22 protein-coding genes are annotated in these 23,380 nt (G+C 48.2%); 3 read left to right on the top strand and 19 right to left on the bottom strand.

All coding sequences use genetic code 11. The annotated features are described in order from the left end of the window. Positions 1-7 precede the first annotated feature (7 nt). The 19 genes from AC6B99_RS23330 to AC6B99_RS23240 form a co-directional block, all read right to left on the bottom strand. The gene (locus AC6B99_RS23330; RefSeq protein ID WP_496664350.1) at positions 8-1,252 is read right to left on the bottom strand and encodes a glycosyltransferase family 4 protein; all 1,245 of its coding nucleotides are present in this window, start codon (positions 1,250-1,252) and stop codon (positions 8-10) included. Further along, on the bottom strand, positions 1,249-1,815 hold the full coding sequence (locus AC6B99_RS23325) for a putative colanic acid biosynthesis acetyltransferase (RefSeq protein WP_046233296.1): 567 nt from the start codon (positions 1,813-1,815) through the stop codon (positions 1,249-1,251). Before AC6B99_RS23325 ends, AC6B99_RS23330 begins: the two co-directional genes overlap by 4 nt. Continuing rightward, positions 1,812-2,981 (bottom strand): glycosyltransferase family 4 protein, encoded by a 1,170-nt coding sequence (locus AC6B99_RS23320; RefSeq protein WP_496664349.1) that lies wholly within the window; start codon positions 2,979-2,981, stop codon positions 1,812-1,814. The genes AC6B99_RS23325 and AC6B99_RS23320 overlap by 4 nt, the downstream gene beginning before the upstream one ends. Positions 2,982-2,984: 3 nt before the next feature. Further along, positions 2,985-4,121 carry a glycosyltransferase family 4 protein gene (locus AC6B99_RS23315; protein WP_496664348.1) on the bottom strand — a complete coding sequence of 379 codons (1,137 nt, stop codon included), beginning with the start codon at positions 4,119-4,121 and terminating at the stop codon, positions 2,985-2,987. Positions 4,122-4,150: 29 nt separating this feature from the next. Then, positions 4,151-5,644: an O-antigen polymerase gene (locus AC6B99_RS23310; RefSeq protein ID WP_056041299.1), complete on the bottom strand. Its 1,494-nt coding sequence runs from the start codon at positions 5,642-5,644 to the stop codon at positions 4,151-4,153. 95 nt (positions 5,645-5,739) lie between these two features. After that, entirely contained in the window at positions 5,740-7,203 is a 1,464-nt protein-coding gene (locus AC6B99_RS23305; protein ID WP_494863129.1) for an oligosaccharide flippase family protein, read from the bottom strand. Positions 7,204-7,207: 4 nt separating this feature from the next. Then, complete coding sequence (locus tag AC6B99_RS23300) at positions 7,208-8,446, bottom strand: hypothetical protein (protein ID WP_496664347.1); 1,239 nt, start codon at positions 8,444-8,446, stop codon at positions 7,208-7,210. Positions 8,447-8,514: 68 nt separating this feature from the next. After that, positions 8,515-9,522 (bottom strand): GDP-mannose 4,6-dehydratase, encoded by a 1,008-nt coding sequence (gmd, locus tag AC6B99_RS23295; protein WP_494863132.1) that lies wholly within the window; start codon positions 9,520-9,522, stop codon positions 8,515-8,517. Between the two features lie 253 nt (positions 9,523-9,775). Next, positions 9,776-10,714: an NAD-dependent epimerase/dehydratase family protein gene (locus AC6B99_RS23290; RefSeq protein ID WP_494863134.1), complete on the bottom strand. Its 939-nt coding sequence runs from the start codon at positions 10,712-10,714 to the stop codon at positions 9,776-9,778. Positions 10,715-10,970: 256 nt separating this feature from the next. Further along, complete coding sequence (locus AC6B99_RS23285; RefSeq protein ID WP_494863135.1) at positions 10,971-11,660, bottom strand: exopolysaccharide biosynthesis polyprenyl glycosylphosphotransferase; 690 nt, start codon at positions 11,658-11,660, stop codon at positions 10,971-10,973. Between the two features lie 167 nt (positions 11,661-11,827). Next, on the bottom strand, positions 11,828-12,715 hold the full coding sequence (galU, locus tag AC6B99_RS23280; RefSeq protein ID WP_056041290.1) for a UTP--glucose-1-phosphate uridylyltransferase GalU: 888 nt from the start codon (positions 12,713-12,715) through the stop codon (positions 11,828-11,830). Between the two features lie 284 nt (positions 12,716-12,999). After that, complete coding sequence (locus AC6B99_RS23275; protein ID WP_056041288.1) at positions 13,000-13,692, bottom strand: CpsD/CapB family tyrosine-protein kinase; 693 nt, start codon at positions 13,690-13,692, stop codon at positions 13,000-13,002. Next, the gene (locus AC6B99_RS23270) at positions 13,673-14,425 is read right to left on the bottom strand and encodes a YveK family protein (RefSeq protein ID WP_496664346.1); all 753 of its coding nucleotides are present in this window, start codon (positions 14,423-14,425) and stop codon (positions 13,673-13,675) included. Before AC6B99_RS23270 ends, AC6B99_RS23275 begins: the two co-directional genes overlap by 20 nt. Before the next feature lie 919 nt (positions 14,426-15,344). After that, positions 15,345-16,541 carry a GNAT family N-acetyltransferase gene (locus AC6B99_RS23265; RefSeq protein ID WP_496664345.1) on the bottom strand — a complete coding sequence of 399 codons (1,197 nt, stop codon included), beginning with the start codon at positions 16,539-16,541 and terminating at the stop codon, positions 15,345-15,347. 232 nt (positions 16,542-16,773) lie between these two features. Beyond that, positions 16,774-17,175 carry a nucleoside-diphosphate kinase gene (ndk, locus tag AC6B99_RS23260; RefSeq protein ID WP_099519096.1) on the bottom strand — a complete coding sequence of 134 codons (402 nt, stop codon included), beginning with the start codon at positions 17,173-17,175 and terminating at the stop codon, positions 16,774-16,776. A gap of 70 nt (positions 17,176-17,245) precedes the next feature. Next, positions 17,246-17,845 carry a suppressor of fused domain protein gene (locus AC6B99_RS23255; RefSeq protein WP_155973482.1) on the bottom strand — a complete coding sequence of 200 codons (600 nt, stop codon included), beginning with the start codon at positions 17,843-17,845 and terminating at the stop codon, positions 17,246-17,248. Positions 17,846-17,854: 9 nt separating this feature from the next. Beyond that, entirely contained in the window at positions 17,855-18,817 is a 963-nt protein-coding gene (gene glpX / locus AC6B99_RS23250) for a class II fructose-bisphosphatase (RefSeq protein ID WP_056041492.1), read from the bottom strand. A gap of 98 nt (positions 18,818-18,915) precedes the next feature. Beyond that, positions 18,916-19,716 carry a pyruvate, water dikinase regulatory protein gene (locus AC6B99_RS23245; RefSeq protein ID WP_056041279.1) on the bottom strand — a complete coding sequence of 267 codons (801 nt, stop codon included), beginning with the start codon at positions 19,714-19,716 and terminating at the stop codon, positions 18,916-18,918. Further along, a complete protein-coding gene (locus AC6B99_RS23240; protein WP_081419067.1) occupies positions 19,713-20,375 on the bottom strand; it encodes a CBS domain-containing protein in 663 nt (220 codons plus the stop codon). Before AC6B99_RS23240 ends, AC6B99_RS23245 begins: the two co-directional genes overlap by 4 nt. 329 nt (positions 20,376-20,704) lie before the next feature. Between AC6B99_RS23240 and AC6B99_RS23235 the strand changes: the two genes are divergently transcribed. Genes AC6B99_RS23235 through AC6B99_RS23225 form a run of 3 tightly spaced genes read left to right on the top strand, consistent with a single transcriptional unit; the run spans position 20,705 to position 23,297 of the window. Beyond that, positions 20,705-21,766: an ABC transporter substrate-binding protein gene (locus tag AC6B99_RS23235; RefSeq protein WP_494863141.1), complete on the top strand. Its 1,062-nt coding sequence runs from the start codon at positions 20,705-20,707 to the stop codon at positions 21,764-21,766. Next, the gene (locus AC6B99_RS23230) at positions 21,741-22,499 is read left to right on the top strand and encodes an ABC transporter permease (protein WP_496664344.1); all 759 of its coding nucleotides are present in this window, start codon (positions 21,741-21,743) and stop codon (positions 22,497-22,499) included. Before AC6B99_RS23235 ends, AC6B99_RS23230 begins: the two co-directional genes overlap by 26 nt. Before the next feature lie 24 nt (positions 22,500-22,523). Then, positions 22,524-23,297: an ABC transporter ATP-binding protein gene (locus AC6B99_RS23225; protein ID WP_496664343.1), complete on the top strand. Its 774-nt coding sequence runs from the start codon at positions 22,524-22,526 to the stop codon at positions 23,295-23,297. The last annotated feature ends 83 nt before the right edge of the window (positions 23,298-23,380 follow it).

Genomic DNA, 23,380 nt, shown 5'->3' with positions numbered 1-23,380 from the left:
CCCCTTCTTATATGGAAAGCAGCAGCTTGCGATACTTATTAAGCGATATTTCCTTGCGCAAATGCGCCTCCAAATAATCCCGGCCACTGAGCCCCAGCTCCTCCAGCTCCGCGCCGCCAAGCTCAATCATCGCATTCAGCTTTCGCGCAATATCCGTATACTGCTGAGGCTCCGCCACGATCCCGCAGCCGCTCTCTTCAATAATCCGGTACGCCTCGCTGCCCTGCTCCAATACACCTAGAACCGGCTTGCCTGCTGCCATGACGCCATAAATTTTGCTCGGAACCGACACGCCCTTGATGCCCTTCTGGTTCACGACGAGATGCACATCCGCCGCATTAAGCGAATACCTGAGCTGCTCCTTTGGCTGAAAAGGCAAAAAGGCTACATTCGCGAGCTGCTCCCGCTGCACATAATCCTGCATCTGCTTCTTTACAGCGCCTTCGCCGATGAAGGCGAAAATAACATCCGGGTAATCCCGAAACCGGCTCGCAAGCTCCACCAGATTTTCCAAGTCATAATACAGGCCTAAATTTCCTGAATACATAATAACGAATTTATTTTGCCAATCATGCTCGCGAAGAAACGCTTGAACCTGTGGATGCTCCTTGGACAGCGGAATAATTTCCTCTTCATTCGTCCAGTTGTTAATGACCGTATTGTCCGTCACTCTCCGGCTGGCAAAGCGTTTAAGAAGGGTATCCTGCATGTCATAGCCAACCGTAATGATATGATCGGCGTATTTGCAGTTCAGGGTGTCCACCCAGCGCGCCAGCCCGAGCACCGCTTTATTGTTCATATAACCTGCGGCTGCTGCCTGCTCAGGGTTGAAATCCTGAATGTTGTAAATATGCTTGGAGCGCTTAAGCGTCTTGCCAATGGTTCCGATCAATCCGCCCAAAATCGGCGGCTGCGATATCGTGTAAATAAAATGAACCTTTTTCTGCTTCAGCAGCTGAATATTGGCATGAAAAAAGTAGGATGCGATATAACGCAGCCTACTCAGCTTGTTCCGCTTATCTACCTTAGGCAGACGAATGCGAATAATTTGAATGCCCTCTAACTGGTCATAGACGACCCGCCGTTTGTCACCCGCAGCTTCCGCTTCCTTCTCGCCCTGCTCGGACTGTGCTGCGATGACCGTAATGTTGAAATCATCCTGCAAATATAAGCACAGCTCCGTCAGCAGCTGCCCCGTTGAAGCGAAATCAGGATAAAAATAATTTATTACGAATACGATATTAGGCTTCATGCCATGACCTCTTTCGCGAATCGCTCTCTTAAATATTGCGCCGGATAACCGGCATGAATTTCATTGGCCGGGATGCTTTTCAGCACCGTGCTTCTTGCTGCCGCAACGGCCATTTCATGCAGAATGACACCGGGATAAACGAATACATCACTCGCCACCCAAGCGCCATCTTTAATGACAATCGGCCGGACTTCCAGCGAAAAAGCTGGATCATTGATTTTATGGCTGCCTGTGCATAAATAAGCATTTTGTGAAATGACGCAGTGGCTGCCCACTTCAATTTCATCCAAGCTATAAAACTGGACATGATCACCGATCCAAGAAAAATCGCCAATGCTGACCTTCCAAGGATACGTGAACTTTGCCGTTGATCGAATTAATACGTCCTTGCCGATATTCGCGCCAAACAGACGAAGCAGAAAGCTTCGCCACGCATACATATTGTGCAAGGAAAACCGGAACAGCGTGCCTTGAATGAGCCACCATAACAGAACATACGCGCCGCTTCTGCCCCTTGAATAACCAGCCTGCTCATACTGGTCCAAGCGAATGAGATTTTTCATCCGATTTTCAACAACTCCTCATAAACCTCCGTCGTTCGTTTCACATATTGCTCCCGGGTGAAGGATTGCTGGAGCAGCGAATAGCCTTCTTCTCCCATCAGCTTGTAATTTTGTTCAAAAATGCTCGTTATCGCCTTTTGAAGCGCCAGCTCATCCTGCGGCGGAACGAGCAGGCCGTTCGCCCCATTCAGCATTTCTGGCACGCCGCCAACATCGGTCGCTACTATTGGCAGCGAAGCCGCCATCGCTTCCAGCAGCACCGTCGGAAAAATATCATAGACTGACGGCAGCACGAACAAATCCGCCTGCTGCAGCAAATCGGCAACATCCCTGCGCATGCCGAGGAAATGCACATTGTCGAGCTTATATTGCTGGGCCATGGCAAGCAAGCCTTGCTTGTATTCCTGATCCGTATCGAAAGCAACATCGCCTACGATGACAAAATGCAGATTTTGCTCGACTTTCTTCCTCTTCATCAGGTGCGCAGCCTTGAGCAAATATTCAATGCCTTTCATCGGCGACAGCCTCGCCACCGTAATGACGATGCGGTCTGTCTCGGCCAAGTTCAGCTCCTCACGCAGCAAGCTGTGGGCCGCTTCACTTGGCGCGGGGGTCGCGGAAGGCGCGATCACCTCAATGCCATTATGAATTTTGATCAGCTTCTTTGATGTATGGCCGCCCCACTGAAACATGATTTTGCTGCGTTCGCATAAGACGATAATGCGGTCATTGAACAGATGGTCCAGATAGCCGACAAATTTATAGGCGATCAGCGGCTTTCTTGGCAGCTCATGGACGGTTTGCAGCGTCGGAATACCGAGCATTTTACCGACAATATTGCCGCCAATGACTTCCATTTTATGCGAATGAATAAGCTTAATTTGATACTGCTTTACGATTTTTCGCAGTGCCCGCATAGATTTGACCAATTTAACCATATTGCGAAAATAATAAAGCGCATCGGTCGGCTTGCCGAAGACGGCAAGAGCTGCGAACAGCACCGTTGCTCCGCTCGCCTCATATTTTTCTACATAAGGGCTCCATTCCGGCAGCACCACATAAGGCTTGTATTTCGCCTGATCCAGACCTTGAACCAGCTGCAGCAGCACCGTATCCACGCCGCCAACATGGCTTGCATACGGCTGAATATAAAGAATATTTTCCACTTTCTATCCCTCCGTTGACAAAGCCCGGTTTACGGCAGATGTTACGGCTCTGGCATAATAATTCGGGTGCATTTTGCGCCACAGCCCAAACTTCAATTTCCAGCTCGACTGAATATACCGTTTGTTCGCGAACACCCAGTCCATCGATTCCTTTAAGTTTTGCGGATCAAGCGGATCAATAATAAGGCCATTTTGCTTATCGACGATAATATCCTTTGTTGCTCCCGCGTATTTGGACGCGAGCACAAACGTATTCGTGCTTAGCGCCTCGTTGACGACGAGCCCCCACACCTCGATTAGGGAGGGGAAAATCAGGCAATCGGCTTCCACCAAATATCCAATCAGCTCATTCTTCTGCTTATAGCCTTCGAAGCTGATCTGCCCCGTTAGCCCATATTGCTCTACACGTGCCTTAAGCTTCTGCTCATCCGGGCCGGAGCCGACAATGGTCAGCTGCCAGGCCGCATCGCTATGCGTCTGCTGGATGGCGTCAATAATTTGCGCGAGACCTTTGCGTTCAATCAACTGTCCGATGAAAAGCAGCTTGATCGGCCCCTCATCGCTGCGCAGCTTGCTCTGCTTATGCTCGGTATATTTTTTATGGAAAAATCGAATGTCCACCGTATTGTAGCCAATGACGATTTTATCCTTGCTGACGCCGTAATACTCCAGGCATTCTGCTGACTGTGTCCCGTATGTAATAAAGGAATCCGTTAGCTTGAAAAACACTTTGCGCACCGTGTTCACCAGTTTATTCTGTACCCGGCTGCTTTCCAGCGTGCTCCCCCACCAAATGATAAATTTTTTCCGAAACAGCTTGCTGTACAGCAGTGCCGACCAATAACCAAGCGAATCGTAGCCTGAGGTAATGACCACATCGGGATTATGCTTCATCAGCCGCAAAAAAATGCCGGGATTAAGATGAACGCCCATATCCAGTTTTTGAATAAAAGCATGCACGCCCGGCAGACATTTGTATGCATATTCGATTTCGCCATAATCAATATCCCACTTGCGATTCTGCTCCTTCTCCTCCAAATACCAGACCGTCAGGCTCGTATTGTCATCATGATGCAGCTTGTTTAATACGGGTATGCGATAGGGCGCAATCGTATTGGTTAGAAGAAGTACCTTGTTCATAGGCTTGCTCCAATCATTTTTATATTCATTTAACTCGAGACACTTTTAAAGTCTGGATATGCCTGATTTAACGGCTCCTGTTTTTGCTTAAAAAACCAATATCCGATTAAAACAAAGAAAAGATATGCCGTTAAATAGGAGGTTCCGCTCATCAGCTCTCCTCTTAGCAAAAAAATTTGAAACGGAGCATAATAAGGCACACATAATCTCGCCACTGAAATTTCATTCGTTGTTACCGCTCGTTCATAGGCCTTCTGTGCCTTCTGAGTAAAATATCCATACAATATAAACAGAAGCACAACTCCAGGCAAACCAAAGTCAATGTAAAACTCTGCCCATAGCGGACATGATAAATTAGTAAAATCGTATCCGAGGGCATCCGCTACTGTCGTTCCTGAGCCAAAAGGTTTATTTGCCCAAATAAATCTTGGAACCCAGAAAAGAAAAGCAACTAATAACTGTTCCCCATTCGTATGACCAAACAGATCAACATATTTAACTGTGTTTAGCGTCATTTGAAAGGCATCATAATCTCCATCTGTCGCCATATTACTTTGGGCAGTAAGACTTTGGACAATTTTCGTCGTATCTGTTGTATGCCTAAACATATCTGATTTAGGAAATACAAATAGCAATAAACATAAAAGCATAATGACCCATTTATAAAATGATCGCTTCCCCCATGGCAATAGTAAAAAGCATAGGGTTAATATCATCGAGCCTATCCAGTATCTAGCTCCCGAAATAGGATTATTGATCATAAAATTAACGATACCAATAAAGAAGATCCATAGCTGTGTTCCTAAGGAAAGCTTTATTTTTGAATGCTTATAATATATAACGCCAAGTACAAGACATACGAATATGGATACCTTTAAAAAACTGGATAACAAAAGAAACTCAATTTTCCCGCCAAACTGAGCATTAAAGATTTGTCTATTGAGAAATAATGCACTAACGCCTCCAATTTTCAAAATAATAATTGCACATATAAACAGCGCAATCAGCGTAAAAATAATAAACTTTTTCTCGTTTACTTGTATTTTGTCGATTTTAAACAAATTTAAATTCGATCGATCATCATAATCGGCTTTTCTCTCCCGTCTCTTGTTCAAGCTATTATGGAGAAAACCACCAAGGTCGAAGGAAAGAATGCCCGCTATAACAACAAACAGCGCAAAGCGAATATCATCACTGGAGTAAGTTCCCGACAAAGGAAAACTCTCCGTAAGGACTTGTTGGAAAGGAACATAACCCATCCAAATGTATACAAAAATCCAGAAAAACAGTTCAATTAATCTTCTTGTATCGCCCATCATAAGTAAAGAAAGCCGTCCCATTGCATAAAACATAATAAACCAGCTCAAGCCCAGGTTAAGATAATTAAATGACGTATCTAGCAATACCGTTTTATAAAGCTCCAGTAAAGGAATTAGAATAGCTGTGTAGCAAAAGATAATGAAATAAAACCCTACCATATAATCAATTGAATTGTTTTTATGCAAAGCTAATTTAGGTTCCATAAGCACGTTCCTTTTGCGCAATTAAATTTTTACAGGTACGCTTATTTCATCAATCGCCTGCACTTTTTTAAAATATAGGAAAGTATATGAATTTTTCATACTTTCTCTCTATTTCCCGGACTGAAACGCGCCGCGCCGTCAAAAGACGGCGACAGCCGTTTCACCTTGACTTTTAGCTTCGCTACTAACCTGTATGCAAATATTAGATATAAGATTGTTGATATAATAAAGGTCAGTTGATTTCCAGCTGTAATTGAAATAATAAACATAATAATGACAAATAAGAGGTTAGCAAAAACCCCTCTTAAATAAACGAGCTCACCCCATAGATTCATTCTTTTAAAACAGGAAATAAACAATAAAACCGTGGTGGTGGCTGCTCCTATAATACTGGCGTAAATCAGTCCATAAACTTGATAATAGAAAACGCCAGCTATAGCTAATGGCACATAAATACCCAACTGAATATAAGATGTAATGGTTACTACCCGTGGCTTACCTATGGCACGCAATGCAACAACAAAAACATTCATAATACCAGCAATACTTGCGTTAAGCAGCATTAGACCGAGCAACGGACTTAACTCAATCCACTCATTACCCAATAATAAAACAATAATTGTTTCTGCGTTGAATAACACATAACCTGAAGTAACAATTGAAAACGAGAAGATAATAAACAGCATTTGTATAAACTGCACCTTCAGCTGGCTGTGATCCTCCCGATTAAGCTTGGAAAGCACCGGGAAAAAATATTGCCCGAGCGCATAAGACGCATCGCTGATGCTCATTTGGCTGAGCTTCTGCGACGTCTGATATAGTCCGAGCATCGTCGTTCCCAGAAAGCGGGAGGCAATGACCTTATCCAATTGATAAAGCACAAGTGTCGAAATGCTGTTCGCCCAAATCCATTTGCCGTATTTGCGAATATCGGCGATGCTGCCCATATCGCGGCTCAGCTTCGGCTTATCCTTGAACCAGACGAAGGAAGCCGTGCAGCGGAACAACTGGGCGATAAGCTGGCCGGCAATGACGCCAATTGGCGAATTCAGCACAACGACGAGCATGACGGATAAGCTTAAATCGAGCATAATCGTAATCAGCTGCAAAATGCCCGTTGAGCGAAAATCCTTATGGCGCATTCGCTCATACCATTTAATGCTGACCGCATTGGTTGCGAGAGGAACGCCCGCTGCCAGCAGCAGCAAGGACGTCGCCCGGCCCTCGCCGAACAGCTGCGCAATATAAGGCGCGGTTATGAGCAGTACGAGGCTGATGCCTACGCCTCTCGCCAGCATCATCGTCCAAAGCGCATTTTTCTGCTGATGGTTCAAGTCTTCTTTCCTCTGAATGATCCCTTCCATGACGCCAAGCTGCGTGAGCAGCTCAATAATCGAAAGGCTCACGAGCGCAATGCTGACCAAACCCATCTCAGCCGGACCGAGCATGCGGGCGATAATGAGGAACTTGACGCCCGTCAGCACCTTCGTCACAAACTGCTGGATAATGACCCAGAACGGATGGTCCTTCGCTTGCAAGATTTGCTTTATTTTGCCCATAAGCCTACCCATTCCTACTCATCATAATGTCTTCCTTCATTTGATCGTGATAATGTGTGAAGCCGGAAATTTGGCTGGAAATGATTTTGCCCAGCACCTTAATTTTCGTCTCCAATGGCAGAAAACGGTACATATACGCCGAAATGCGATTATTCTCTTCCGTGAACAAAATATCCTGGGCGAAATTGCCCCATTTGTCCGCCGGCATTAAATTAACAACCATGCCGCCAAGCGCGGAGGGCAGCAGCATATTGGAACCATGCACCCCGACAATGACCGCGCTGGATGCATAAATCTCGCAAGCCTTCAGCTCCGCTTCCAGATTGAATTTGCTTACACGGCAATCATCAATCCAATCGGGGAAAGCGAAGGAGCGGCCGAGGCCGACTACGCTGAACTTGACGTCCTTCTCCTGCTTTCTAATTTTGCTGAAAAGCTTGACGATCTTGTTGCGCTGCGACCAAATAATCGGCTTAAGCAGCATGCGCAGCAGCTTATAGCGCTTCGCCGCTTTAATCACATAAGGATTATCGAGCCATACCCGATCCTCGCGCCAAATAAACGTAATTCGCGTCGGCCCAGGCTGGGGCTCCTCCATCTGAAACGGACGCATTTTCGTAAAATGCTCAATATTGAACCGGCTCGGATGCGAATACGCTCTGCTGACGAAAACCTGCTTAAAACGCTCGCATTGCGCTGAAATTTGCTCATCCAGCTGTGGATAGAACTGCTGCGCCTTGGAGAGCGGCACATTGACCGTCCACACCTCAGCTGCATAATCCGGTACCATCCATTTCATAAACGACTGCACGAGGACGATGATGCCAATATCCGGATTTTCGATACGTTCACGTTCAGCGTTCAACAGCTTGAGCAGGGAATGACCGTAGAGAAAGTCGATGCAGTTAATGATAACCACATCACGGCAAGCCTCTTTAATCTCTACCTCAAGCCTGACCTGTTCATCAGCAGCTGGATGCTGGAGGCTATGAAGCAGCGGATTGCCGAGCCAGCCTTTGGATTCCTCATGACCACTAAGCGTGTACGACGCCCGATCAATCAAATACGGATAAGTCGTTGCATGCCCGACCTTCAAATCCTCTACGTATTCGCCGCCGCAGGCAGGGCAGCACGCTTCCACGCATACATGAATGCCCTGCCACAGCACTCGTTCATTGGCAAGAACAACGCCGCAGTGCCGGCAAATGCCTTCATGCTCGATTACCGGTTTAATTTTAATCATCGCTCACTCCAGCTTTCTTCAATAATAAAGAGCGGCAAAATTGCTCTGCCGCCCTGTTCTGCTTTCTATTAAACGCCTGCCCCTGCTGCGCCAATCAAGCTGTTGTTATAGGCTGTTTCTGCACGAACCCGTTTCAAATCCTCATCAACCATCATATGAATCAACTGCTGAAAACCAACCTCCAGCTCCCAGCCAAGCTTCTCTTTCGCTTTTGTACAATCACCCAGCAGCAAATCGACTTCTGCCGGACGTACAAATTCAGGATCTATGACGACATATTTGCTGTAATCAAGCCCTACATAGGAAAACGCAACCTCCAGCAGCTCGCGAACCGTGTGCATTTCCCCCGTCGAAATAACGAAATCATCCGCTTCATCCTGCTGGAGCATCAGCCACATCGCCTTAATATAATCGCCTGCGAAGCCCCAATCGCGCAGCGCATCCAAATTGCCCATGCGCAGCTCATTTTGCACACCGAGCTTAATGCGGGCAGCGGCATCCGTTACTTTGCGCGTTACGAACTCAAGGCCGCGCCGAGGCGATTCGTGGTTGAACAAAATGCCCGAGCAGGCGAACATATTAAAGCTTTCGCGGTAGTTGACCGTAATCCAGTGGCCGTATACTTTGGCAACGCCATAGGGACTGCGCGGGTAAAAAGGTGTCGTTTCCTTTTGCGGCGTCTCTTGCACTTTGCCATACATTTCGCTGCTGGATGCTTGATAGAAACGCGCTTCCGGCTTAACGATGCGAACGGCTTCCAGCATATTGGTAACCGCAAGCGCCGTCAGCTGCGCGGTAGCCAGCGGCTGTGGCCAGGAAGCGGCTACGAACGATTGCGCCGCCAAATTATATACCTCATCCGGATTGGAAATGCGTACCGCTTCGATTAAGGAAGCAAGATCCGTCAAATCGCCGGAAATCCACTCGATCTGATTTTTAATATGAGCGACATTTTCATAGTTTGGCGTGCTCGTTCTTCTTCTCATGCCATACACCTTGTAGCCTTTTTCCAGCAAAAATTCGGCCAAATACGATCCGTCCTGCCCGGTTACACCGGTTACTAGCGCTCTCTTCATCTTCATTCCTCCAAAGGGATTATTGTATACTGTGATGGAAATGTGTCTGCGCTGCGTGAAAAGGACCTGCTTCCGATCGCCATTGCCCTTGAATTTCTCTGAATCTCCCATCAAACGGTAGAAATTCAAGGACAAAAACATATGCTTACGATGCTGCTTTCCTACGGAAAGCTTTAAACGAACACTTCGTTTCTCCAGCAGGCTCTTTTCACTCCGCTACGACATTTCATCACATGTGTCTGGTTTTTAAATATTAATGATTGACTAGAGCTTCCTTCTGATATGCGGTATATACCGAGCGTAGTCCTTCTTCCAGCGTAATGCTGGATTTCCAGCCGAGCCTGTTCAGCTTCGATACATCGACCAGCTTGCGCGGCGTTCCGTCAGCAACGGTTGTATTGAATGTAATTTCCCCTTCATATCCCACGATAGAGCCTATCAGCTCTGCGAGCTCTTTAATTGAAATGTCTTCTCCTACGCCAATATTGACGATGTCATTGCCTTCATAATGGCGCATTAAGTAGATGCAGGCATCCGCCAAATCATCGGAGTGAAGAAACTCGCGCTTCGGATTGCCGGAGCCCCATACTTCCACAGATGGCTGGCCGGATTGCTTTGCTTCATGAAATTTACGAATAAGTGCGGGCAATACATGAGAAGTTTTTAAATCGAAGTTGTCGTTGGGCCCGTAGAGGTTCGTTGGCATAGCGGAAATGTAGGTTGTACCGTATTGCCGGTTATACGATTGGCACATTTGGATGCCGGCGATTTTGGCAATCGCATAAGGCGCATTCGTTGGCTCCAGCTCGCCTGTCAGCAAATATTCCTCTTTCAGCGGCTGCGGAGCAAATTTAGGATAAATGCAGGTTGATCCAAGAAACAGCAGCTTGCCAACATGCGTTTGATAAGCGGCATCAATCACATTCGTTTGAATGAGCAAATTATCGCGAATAAAGTCGGCTGGGTAATCGTTGTTTGCCACGATGCCGCCCACTTTAGCTGCAGCGAGAAACACATAATCGAAAGCTTCTTGCTGGAAAAAAGCGAGCACCTCATCCTTTTTGCGCAAGTCCAGCTCCGCGCTAGTACGGTAGACAAGATTTTGATAGCCTTGCTCGTGAAGGGCTCTGACGATAGCCGAGCCAACAAGCCCGCGGTGTCCCGCCACATAAATTTTAGCTCCTAGTTCCATCCCTTTATTCCTCTCCCTTTTAGCGGGCTGTGCTTTTTAAGCCTTATATTTTATAAAAGCATGGTGAAAAAGACGAAGCGGAATGAAAAGCTTGGACTGGAGAAGCGACAGCGTTCGCTTTTGACCCGAAATTTCCACCGCAGATGCGGTTTAGATGGAGAAATTGGGGGTCAATGGCGATCGGAAGCCAAGCTTTTCATGCAGCGAAGCTTCTTTTTCATCATTCTTTTAAAATTAAGGTTTTAAAGCCACGCCCCTAATATGCATCCTTTGAGCCGAACATCACCTTAACAGTCAGCAAAATAATTTTAATATCGAAAATAATGCTTCTTTGCTTAATATATTGGAGGTCAAGCTCCACCATTTCATGAAAATTCAGTTCATTTCGGCCGCTCACCTGCCATAAACCGGTACAGCCAGGCGTTACGCGCAAGCGCAGCTTGTCATAGCTGCTGTAGCTTTCGACTTCCCGCGGCAGCGGTGGTCGAGGACCGACGAGCGACATATCGCCGCGAAGCACGTTCCAAAACTGCGGCAGCTCATCAATGCTCGTTTTCCGTATAAAACGGCCGATCTTCGTAATGCGCGGGTCTTCCTTCATTTTGAACATGGCGCCTTCTACTTCATTTTGGCTAAGCAAATCCTCCAGCATTTCCTCGGCGTTGGACACCATGGAACGGAATTTGTACATATTAAATGTCCGCTCATTACGACCAACCCTCGTCTGGTAAAAGAAGATTTTGCCGCGCGGGTCCTCCAGCTTGATGAGAACAGCCACGAGAATCAGAATCGGCGATAAAATCATAATGCCTGTAGCTGCCCCGATAATATCCACTGCCCGCTTTGCCATTAAATAGAGGCGCAGCGACTTTCTTTTTTCATAGCTTGCATTAAAACCGCCTTCCAATACGGCCCTGGCATCATTGCGCTGCGGGGATGGGGGCATTCGCAATCACCTCGATTAAATAGTAGAATAACGATTTCAATACTCTAAGCAAAAACGACTTCGTCGTCCTTCTGGGACGTGCGAAGAGCTTTGTCGGAGAATTCTAATCACATATAAGGATGAAACTTATAAATTCTTAGAATTCAAGGTGAAACGGCCGAAAGCTACTAGTTTGCTTTAATCAGCTGCTCTCTGACCAAAATATCCTCCAGAACGGATAGCAACTGGCCGCGAAGCTCTTGGTTTTGCAAGGCGAAATCGAGTGTCGTTTTAATAAAGCCGAGCTTTTCGCCGACATCGTACCGAATGCCTTCGAAATCATAAGCAAAAACGCCCTGATGCTCATTCAGCTTCTGAATCGCGTCTGTAAGCTGGATCTCGCCGCTGACGCCCTCTTCCTGCTTTTCCAGAAAGCCAAATATTTCAGGGGTTAATATGTATCGCCCCATAATAGCCAAGTTCGATGGCGCCTGGCCTCTCGCCGGCTTTTCCACGAAATGGTTCACCTCATAAAGGCGGTCAAATTTTTCTAAAATGTCTACGATGCCGTAACGATCCGTCTGATCATCGGCCACCGTCTGGACGCCAATCACTGATTTTTGCGTTTTTTCATATTGCTCAATCAGCTGCTTCACGCAAGGCACTTCCGCCTGGACGATGTCATCTCCGAGCAGCACCGCAAACGGCTCATTGCCGATAAAATTTCGCGCACACCATACGGCATGGCCAAGCCCCTTCGCTTCCTTTTGCCGGATATAATGGATATCTACATTGGAGGAACGCCTGACTTCATCCAAAAGGTCGAACTTGCCTTTGCTGAACAAGTTGTTCTCCAGTTCAAACGCATGGTCAAAATGGTCTTCAATCGCCCGCTTGCCCTTGCCCGTTACAATAATGATGTCTTCAATGCCTGATGCCACCGCCTCTTCGACGATGTACTGGATCGTTGGCTTATCCACGATTGGCAGCATTTCCTTCGGCATGGCTTTCGTCGCTGGCAGGAAACGTGTTCCTAGCCCTGCTGCAGGTATGATTGCTTTTTTGACCTTCTTCATCATCCATCACCCTATCCCTATTTATTCTTTATCTATGAATGCCATTCTTAGAAGTTAAAAATGCTAGTTATTGCCTCTTGCCTATAGCAAAAGGCAATAACTATTATTTTTAACAGGGCATTTAACCCTTCCTCACATCACACCCTCGACAATCATGTCTAAGGTCGCTTGACCCACAGCGTGACCGAGTGCCTACCCTGATAAAGGTGTTATAGGCATGACCTGAGCCATTCGGCTCCGTTATTCATTTACTCTTTTTTTTAAAACAGGCTGGAGCTGACAGCTTAAGATTTGGCTGTTTCATAATATTGCAGCTGAATATCCTCGCTGTCCTTCGGATTGATTTTATTCATGACGACTCCGACAATTTGCGCCTGTACGCGGTCGAGATTCGCCTTCATCTTTTTGACCATTTCCTTCTTCACCTTGCCTGCCAGCACAACCAAGACGACGCCATCGCAAAACGCGCTTACGATAAGGGCATCGGTTACAGCGAGCACCGGCGGCGTATCGAATAAAATCACGTCATAATGCTCTTTCCACTCCTGCACGAGTGCTTTCATCCTATTAGAGCCAAGCATCTCGGAAGGATTCGGAGGAATCGGACCGGATGTAATGACCGATAAATGCTCTACCATCGTATCCATAACCGCCTCCTGCCATGAAAATTGATTGGAAATGGCACTGCTGAGGCCGATGCGATTCGGCTTGTCGAACACCTGATGCAGTGACGGCTTGCGCATATCGGCATCAACCAACAGCACCTTGCGTTCCTCTTGGGCAATCGTGACCGCCAGATTGGTAATCGTCGTCGTCTTTCCTTCATCCGGCTGAGAGGAGGCAATCATTAAAATTTGCTTGGGCGTGTCGATTTCGGCATATTGGATGTTGGTGCGAAGCGTTCGGTAAACTTCCGAAATGGGAGAATTGGGATTCGTTAACGCTACTAAATTCGTCTCACTGGTTAATCGTCGCATGCTGCCCTTCACCTACCCCTTGGTTATTCAATACACGTTTGCGGGAAGGACGGACATCTTCCTTCGTCATCTTCGGTACAGAGGCAATGACGGGAATGCCCAGCACCGCTTCAACCTCGGACTCCATCTTAAACGTGTCATCCAAATACTCAATTAAAAACACAAGTCCAATCGCCAGCATAAGCGCTGCAACAAAGCTAACCAGAATGACGAAAATGGGATTGTTGTTAATGGGATATGCAGCGGCTTTTTCATTCGCCTTATCCAGGACTGTAACGTTGTCGACCTTCATAATGAGGGGAATTTGTTCCTTGAAGATGGTGGATACTGCATTGACCATTTGTGCGGCCCGTGCATACGATTGATCTCGAATCAGCAAATCCATGACCTGCGAATTTTCAGCCGAGGAGACGGATATTCGCCCGGCCAGCTGTGCAGGTGTAATGTTCAACTCGGGATAACGCTCTGTTACCTGACCGAGTATCGTCTCTGATTTTATAATGACCTTGTACGAGTTGATCATCATAATATTCGTTTGCAGCGTTCCTACACTTGGGGAAAATTGGCCGTCAGGCAAGGCGGTTTGATTAACGAGCAGCCTGGCATGGGCTTGATAGATAGGGGTCGTAAAAAAGAAGCTTTTTACCGCTGCTGCCACACAGGCGATAAGAACAATGACCGCAACCAGCCCTATTTTTTTTCGGATCATTTTCATATATTGTTTCAACTCCACTGTTATCCCTCCACAGGCTATCCGTTTTTCTTTGTCTATTTCCCAAAAGCAGAAACTTGTCTCTTAGAGTCGAGACTTCTCAGTAGCTGACATAACGGCGTCAATCATCCACCCTTTCACTCTGCTATTCTTTTTTGAAATATAGGAAAGGATATGGAATTTCCATCCTTTCTCTATATTTCTACGCGAAACGGCAGCTTTTGCCGCCTGAGGACGGCGTCAGCCGTTTACGCTTGAAATATAGGAAAGGATTTGGTTTTTCCATCCTTTCTCTATATTTCTTCGCGAAACGTTTGCTTTGCCCCCAGAGGATGGCGTCAGCCGTTTACGCTTGATTTGACAAATACGGATGCTTTTAGTGCCTTTTTTCAAAGCGTCTGCCGCCTGCTGCGTGATACATTATGTATTTTTACAACCCTAACTTTACGATACAATACGTATCATGTCAATAGCTTTTTCACATATTTTCATAAAATTGCGTCAGAACGTAACTGAAAGCGCAATCCGAACAAAGACAGCGTTTTCACTGAAAAACTCCGTATTCTCTGGGAAAAATGGGCCTTTTTCATAAATCAAACTAACTTATATGCGGAAATTATACATTTATTCCTGAAGGGGAGACGAGGAAAAGCCTGAAATATAGCGAGGTAGATTTGCAGACAAAATTCGATACAATATGTATATAAAAGTAGATAGAAGGTCCTGAGACTAATGGCTTCGGCCAAAAGAGGTAGATGGGAATAACCGTGTGGAAGCAGCGCTAACCATACCTATATATTGACCCCTGATCTGATCGCCACGTCTCCTATTTATTAATGAAGGCTTATAATTATCCATGTCAAAAAACAGGGCATGGGAACGAATATCGTCCCATACCCTGCTTGCTGTCCTAACTATGGCAAATGCTGCGGTACTCCTCTTAAAAAAAGTCCATCAAAAACGTCTTATGCTGCGGTATCCGGCGTTCGAGCAGCGCAGCAGCTTCCGCATCACCCGTTATCCGTCCCGCTTCTGCAAGCCAGGAGGCTTTACGGCCACCAAGCAGCAGTGCTGACAGGGTCTGAATATCCAAGGCTAGCTGAGGAACAGCCTGCGCTTGCTTACTGCCCGGCTGTTCTTCGCCAGTTCTCGTCAAACGTGCCGCCCCGGCTGCATCGAATGCTAACCGGAATTGGCCGTTGTTCCATTCGGCGTGCGCATCTGTAATGACAAGCTCCAATGCCTCTTCCTGCTCGCACGAAGCGAAAGGATACTGGCTCACGAAAGCTTCCGCATCCACAATCCGCGTCATAAAATAAGACTGCAGCTCCTGCTTGATTCTCGGGTCCGGCAGCAGAAATGGCAGTGGATCATCATTTGCCACCGTCACAGTAACTTCATCCAGCATGGAGTCATGATTGCTAATGAATGTCCAAATCGCAGTGCGAGCTTCCTCTGTTGGTACAGCCAGCTCGTGAATCGTCATTTTACGGTTTTCGATTTGATAGCTCACATATCCTGCCATCTCATCGGCCGCATTATAATATACGGCTGTATGACCCGGCTTGTTGAGTATCCGTTGAGCCCACCACTCGGATGTTCTAACAAGCGTTCCTGTATACCGCGATACAAACTTGGCGTACACCTGATCCAGCAGCGCACTATCCACCTCTGCCAGCCGCTGAATTCGTCCGCTTGTCGCTTTACGCAGAGGAAGCTGGCCCGCTGCGATCGTATACGCCTTGCGCTCCACCGTCATCTCCCAGCCGAATTTTCGATAGAAGGCAAACGCAAACGGATGCAGCATGCTTACCGTCTGCCCCGCACCCTTCATTAACTCAAGCGACCGTTTCAATAATTCGCTTACACAGCCAAGCCTTCTCGCCTCCGGCCATGTCGCAACTCCCGCAAGCCCGCCCATAGCGAACGGCTTGCCTTGCACCCATATTTCGAGCGGCAGCAAAGTAAGTGCCGAGAGAAGCTGCCCTTGCTCATCGAATGCGCCCAGCTCCTGCTCCGGGCGGAATTTTTGCTCGTCCTGCTCCCGCTGGCTAGGTGAAAGCTTAAATTGAAAGGCATATTCGGACAGCTTCAATCTTTCCTCAAAATGTTTGGCTTCCAGTGCTCTGATCTCCATCTCTAATAGCCTCCTTGTTTTCCCCTTTTTCTCTATTCGCGCTGCTTTCAAGCGCATCCTATTCCATCTGCTTCTATCATACATTAGGGAGCGGGTTAGCGGCAAAAGGAAAGCCGCCAGGCCATGAACCATGACCGGCGGCTTGCACTAATACAAAGACAGCGAGCAGCTTATTTCGCTTGCGAGCTTCGATAGTCGGCGAGAAACTTCTCAATGCCGATATCCGTCATCTCTATTGTTGAAAAAATAATCTAATTTCGCGAGCAGCGCTTTCATCTGAGTCAGAGCCATGTATGATGTTGCTTTCTACGGTTAACGCATAATCGCCGCGAATCGTTCCGGGCTGGGCTTCCTTCGGATTGGTTTTGCCAATGATGTTTCTTGCATTTTGCACCGCATCCGGTCCTTCCAAAATCATCGCAAACACTTTGCCGGAAGTAATGAAATCTACCAATTCGCCGAAAAATGGCTTTTCCACATGCTCCACATAATGCTGCTTGGCAAGGGCAACATCTACATTCATCAGCTTGGCCTGCACAATCTCAAACCCTTTTCCCTCAAACTTTGCTACGATATGGCCAATTAGGCCGCGTTTAACCCCATCTGGTTTCACCATTACAAAAGTACGACTCATACGCTAACTTCCTCTCTTCTATTCTAAACTGTTATTATCCATTTCATTTCCTGTCTGATCTAATGCTAGATTACGGACGGCAAGGATCAATTATAGAATAATCTGACTTTTCAAAGATTTCGTCGAAATCCTCAATTCCTTTTTCCAAAATGATCGCTGCTTCTTTTTCGGTAATCGGAACGGCCCATAAGAGTGGAAAAACTTCGCTGCCGACCTGCAGCTCCTCCAAGCTATCGCTTTCACCGCGCAGCTCATCAAGCAACAAAGCTTTCGCATGCCAGTTCTCCGGCGCTAAAGCACTTGAGCCCATGACGAGAGGTACGGACAAGTCGGTGGCGCTTTCAATATGATGAGCGATTAAATCGGCAAAATAATTAAAAATCCGATCTGCCTTCTCTCCGCCCAAATCCGATGGAAGAGCCATCATCCATTCACAGGCTGCGGGCTGCCCGGACTTGTAAACCGTATTGGACAAGCCAATTGTCACAAATCTTGAAACTCCTCCCCTATCAGGAAAAAGGTACATTTCAATATAGACGCCGCTCTCCATCTTGGACATGATTACCCGATATTCGGGCATGCCCCACTGCTCCATATAAGCACTAAGCAAAATGCTTCTGCGAACATCAAAGGCAAACCTATCATTTTCAGCAAAAAATTCCATTTTCATCAAAGCACCCTATCGCAAAAGCGGTTTGTTCGGTAAGTAATGAAGCGACTTCACGTAACGGATTGTACGTGTTTTGGCCCGCATGACGATGGAATGTGTTTCCGCCCGCTGATCGGGCAAATAACGAACACCGCCCATAAATTCGCCTGGTGTTACGCCAGTAGCAGCGAAAATCACATCATCCGTGCCGACCATATCGTTGATATACAAAATTTTGCGAGGATCAGACAGCCCCATAGAAATGCAGCGCTCATACTGCTCTTCATTTTCCGGCATGAGACGGCCTTGAATTTCTCCGCCCAGACATTTAAGTGCGGCAGCTGCCAGCACACCCTCAGGCGCGCCGCCAGAGCCTACATACAAATCAATACCCGCTTCAGGAAAGGACGGTGCCATCGCGCCCGCTACGTCTCCATCTGACAGAAACTTGATTCGCACGCCTGCTTTGCGCAGCTCTAGAATGGTATCTGCATGACGCTCTCTGTCGAGAATCATGACGGTGAGGTCAGATACTGGCTTATCAAGGGCGAGGGCCGCTTTTTCAAGCGTTGTCACGATCGGATCGCGCAGCGACAGCTTCCCAGCAAGTGCAGGGCCCACTGCGAGCTTCTCCATATACATGTCAGGCGCATGCAGCAATTGGCCCTTCGGCGCTACAGCAAGGACAGCCATCGCATTATTCAATCCTTTGGCAACGATTTCAGTTCCCTCCAGCGGGTCTACTGCCACGTCAACCTCAGGACCGTTCATGCTGCCGACCTGCTCTCCGATATACAGCATCGGCGCCTCATCCATTTCGCCTTCGCCAATTACAACGGTTCCACGGATCGATACGGTGTCGAACATGCTGCGCATCGCTTCCGTTGCCGCGCCGTCTGCGCTATGCTTGTCACCGCGTCCCATCCAAGGAGAAGCCGCAAGTGCGGCAAGCTCCGTTACTCGTATAAGCTCCAAAGATAATTCGCGTTCCAGCATCTGTAATCTCCCTCTCCTTCGTATTGCCAACTTTTCGTCATCTATACCTCTTCGCACAGCAACCCTGGAAGTGTGGTGGAAAAAAGGCTGCGCTGCTAGCTGTTCATCATTTCTATAATAATGCCAGCTGTTTCCTCAATAGCCCGGCTCGTTACATCGATGACAGGACAGCCAAGCTCCTCCATGACGCGTGACGCATGATTAAGCTCCTCCATGATGCGTTCCATGGAAGCGTATTGGGCCGAACCCGGCAAGCCCAGCGTCTTCAGACGCTCAGAGCGAATGTGCAGCAGTTGTTCTGGCTGCATCGTCAAGCCGACAATAAGGCGGCCTGGCAGCGGATACAACTCAGCAGGCGGCTTCACCTCGGGCATCAGCGGCAAATTCGCTGCCTTAATGCCTTTGTGGGACAAGAATACGCTAAGCGGCGTCTTCGACGTCCGCGATGCCCCAATCAGCACCACTTGGGCCTGTATAAATCCTCTTGCATCTTTGCCATCATCGTATTTAACCGCAAACTCAATCGCTTCCATACGGCGATAATATTCATCATCCATTGAATGGAGCAGGCCTGGCTTGCGCTTCGGAAAGCTGCCAAAGGTATCCACGTAGGCTTGCATCATCGGCCCCATCACATCGACTGCGCGTACACCCCAGCGTAAAGCTTCTTCCTTCATGAGCTCGCGCAGCTCCGGCTGTACGAGGGTATAGCTGATAAAGCCGCCTGTGCGGGCTGCTTCAGCAACAACCTGAATAACCTCGTCCTCCGTCTTCATATGGCCATAACGTTTAATTTTGACATGCTCCGAAGAAAACTGCCGCAGCGTTGCTTTCGCCACTGCCTCTGCTGTCTCGCCCACCGCATCGGAGCACACGTATATGATTTCTTCTGTCATAAACCTTGTTCCCCCAGTTCCTCTGCTGCTGCGATGTCCGACATCAGACGAATAATATTGGATTTGGACACCCAACCGGTAACCTCGGGACCTTGACCGGACTCGTCCACCGACGTAATAACCGGCAAACAGTCCACTTGATGTAAAATCATTTTGCGAATCGCATCCGCCACCGAATCATCACTGGAAAGCGTCACGATATTCGGAAAACGCGTCATAACCATGCTTACAGGAATGGATGCAGCTCCCGCATTGCCTAGCGTAATTTTCAGCAAATCCTTGGGCGTTACGATGCCGACAAATTTTTTCTCTTCATTAACAATCAGCAGCGTATCCGCATTTTCGGTAAACAGAGTGATTACAGCATCATGAACGGAAAGCGTATCCGGTATGTTCACTGGTACTCCTTGTATTTCGGCAACCTTCATATGATCAAAGCGCTGCCTCGTTTCCGAATTGTCCACGCCGCGGTAGGCATTGCCTAGGAAATAACCGACTTTCGGCTTGGCATCAAGAAGCCCCAGCATCACGAGCAGCGAAAAATCCGAGCGCAGAGTAGGACGGCTCACGCCTATATAATCTGCAAGTTGCTCTCCGGTAACAGGCGCATGCTTCTTTACCAGCTCAATAAGCTCTAACTGCCTGGATGATAGCTGTATAACGTTCTCTCCCCCTCTCGACCATATCTATCTATAAGATAGTCATCATATTGAATGGTCATTATCCGCAATTAATATAACACATATAAATATGATGCACAATATATAAGACGTCATAAACCTATTAGTGTTTCTGATAGCAGATGAAAGAGAACGATATAATGCTCATAAATCCCCTTTTAGAGAAAAATGACCCCTATATGACGCCCCTTGCCCCTCAGGCGCAAGTGAATCCCACATTTATGGGATGGTGCATTCTCCTCCACCCTCTATAATTGAGAATGATTCTTAACAAAACCACACAAACACTTAAGGAGTTGGACAAACGAATGGGTACATTTCGTCACCAGATCAGCAGGCTGCTAATGGCAGGGACACTTGCTGTATCCATGATTATTGCCGGCTGTTCCAGCAGCGAGAAGGAGCCCCAGGCTTCAAGCCCTGCTTCGAATGCAACGGCGTCAGCGGAAACATCGGCAGAAACCGCTGCACAGCAGCAGGCAACAGCAACAGCAGCACAGGAAGCACAGGCTGTCACTTTTCTAACGCCAAAGGCGCCTTCGCTCATTCCAGCACTTCTTGCAGCAGACAAGCCTGCGGATACGATTGCGCTTAAAATAGAAACTTGGGATACGATTGAGCAGTTGCTCGCCCGCGTCCAAAACGGCGATGCCGCCTTTATTGCAGCTCCGCTTAATGTGGGCAGCAATCTTTATGCCAAAGGCTTGCCGGTTCAGCTCATTCAAGTCAATACATGGGGCTCCATGTACCTCATATCGACGGATACGGAAAAACAAACGCTCGCCGATCTTGCAGGCGAAACCGTCTATATTCCCGGCCAAGGCGGCCCTCCCGACACCTTGACGAAATATTTGATTAGCGAAGCAGCACTTGCTTCGGATATTGAGCTCGCCTATTCGACGATTCCGGATATGATGCAGCAGCTTGCTGCGGGTACGATCAAGCATGCCGTGCTGCCGGAGCCAGTCCTTAGCGGACTGCGCATGAAGCTGGAAGGCAAGCTGTCCGAGGTGGTCGATTATGATGCGGAATGGCAAAAAGCATTTGGCGAAAGCTTGCCGCAAACCGGCGTATTCGTGAATAGCGAATGGGCCAAAACCAATAAAGAAGCAATTGCCGCCTTCCAAAGCCAGTATAAAGCAGCGCTCGAGGAAGCCATTCAGCCAGGCGCTAATTTAACTGCGGCTGCCGAAGCCTTCGGCATGCCGGAAGCTGTTTTGACGCAGGCCATGGGCAAAATTACACTTTCCTTCAAGACAGCTGCGGAATCACGTCAAGAAACGGATCGCTACTTCGATATATTGCTGAAAATGGCGCCAGAGTCGGTCGGGGGCAAGCTGCCGGATGATGGCTTCTACTACGCGCCGTAATGGCTTGCGGCCAATAAGCGCCGCATTGCTCCTGCTGCTCGTTTGGGCGGGGGCGGCGCGTTTGTATCCGCCGGTCATTTTGCCCGGTCCCATCGAAACGCTGCAAGCATTGGCAGCACTCGTTGCCGAAGGAGCGCTGTGGGAGCCGCTGAAGCGGACCATCGCCCGTTTTGCCGCAGGCTTCGCGCTCGCCTTCCTGCTTGGAGCCGGACTAGGCGTGGCTGCCGGATGGCGGGACAGCGTACAGGCATATATTCGCCCCGCCATTTCACTGCTTCAGGCGGTACCGCCTGTGTCTTGGATGCTGTTAGCCATCATGTGGCTGGGCACGAATGGCGGGGCACAGGTGCTAATCGTCACGATTGCGCTTGTTCCTGTTTTCTTTTTCAATACGGTCGAAGGGGTCAGGCAGGCTCCGCGCGAGCTGCTGGAAATGGCCGCTGTGTACCAAGTAGGCGCAGGCAAACGAATTGCCGGCATTTATATGCCCGCATTGAAGCCCTTCTGGTCGGCCGCTGTTATGGTCAATCTCGGTATGGGCTGGAAAACGGTTGTCATGGCGGAGCTTATTAGCGGTCATACGGGGATCGGCGCGTCGATGAATACGGCGCGAATTTATTTGGAAATACCGGACGTTATGGCATGGACGCTCATCATTGCCCTGCTCGGCCTATCAATGGAGCAGATCGCACGAAAGCTGCTCCATCGCAAAGAACCGGCAGCTGCCGATTAACATGATCTAGAAGGAGAAACGCTGATGCAATTCGATAACATCAAGCTGACCTTTGGCGGCAAAACCGTTTTCCAAGATTTTTCCCTGCAATTGGACGAGGGAAAAACAACCTGCCTGATGGGCGCCTCCGGCATTGGCAAAACATCGCTTCTTCGCTGTGCAGCAGGCTTGGAGAAGCCCGAGCAGGGCCGGGTGATTCGCAACAGCAGCATTAACAAGCACCGCATTAGCTGCGTTTTCCAAGAGCCACGTTTGCTGCCCGGCAAAACGGTGCTCGAAAATGTACTTTGGGTGCTAGGCCCAAACAGCGCCAAGCCTGCTAAAAACAGCTGCACGCGCGATAAGGTCATTGAGCTGCTTCGCGAAGCAGGACTTGCGGCTGCCATCCATCACTACCCCCGCCAGCTCAGTGGCGGCATGCGGCAGCGTGTTTCGCTCGTGCGGGCATTCGCTGCCAGCCCTGATTTGCTGCTGATGGATGAGCCGTTTCAAAGTCTTGATCCAGCCGCAAGGCTCAACATGCAGCAGCTTCTGCTCAAGCTGTGGGACAAGGACAAGCCCACCGTGCTCCTCGTCACCCATGACTGCGATGAAGCTTTACGGCTTGGTTCGAGAATCGTTCTGCTAGCAGGCTCCCCCGCCTCAGTAGCCTTGGACGTTCATGAAGACCAGCATCTAATCCAAATCAACAACGAACACCAAACGAGCATCATGCGCCCTGCAGAGACAAACCTTGGATCAGCTTTCAACGAAGCAGATCAAAAGCTCCTGAAGCAGCTCATTGGCGAGGAAACCTAAATTATAACCTAAACCTAAGAAGCCAGCAGGGCTAGGGAAGCTTTTCCCGGCTCTGCTGGCTTCTTTTCTTCTATTAATAAGCG

The organism is Paenibacillus liaoningensis, from assembly GCF_059609455.1.
The sequence above is the reverse complement of the archived record's forward strand: the minus strand, read 5'-3'. Positions and strand labels throughout refer to the sequence as shown.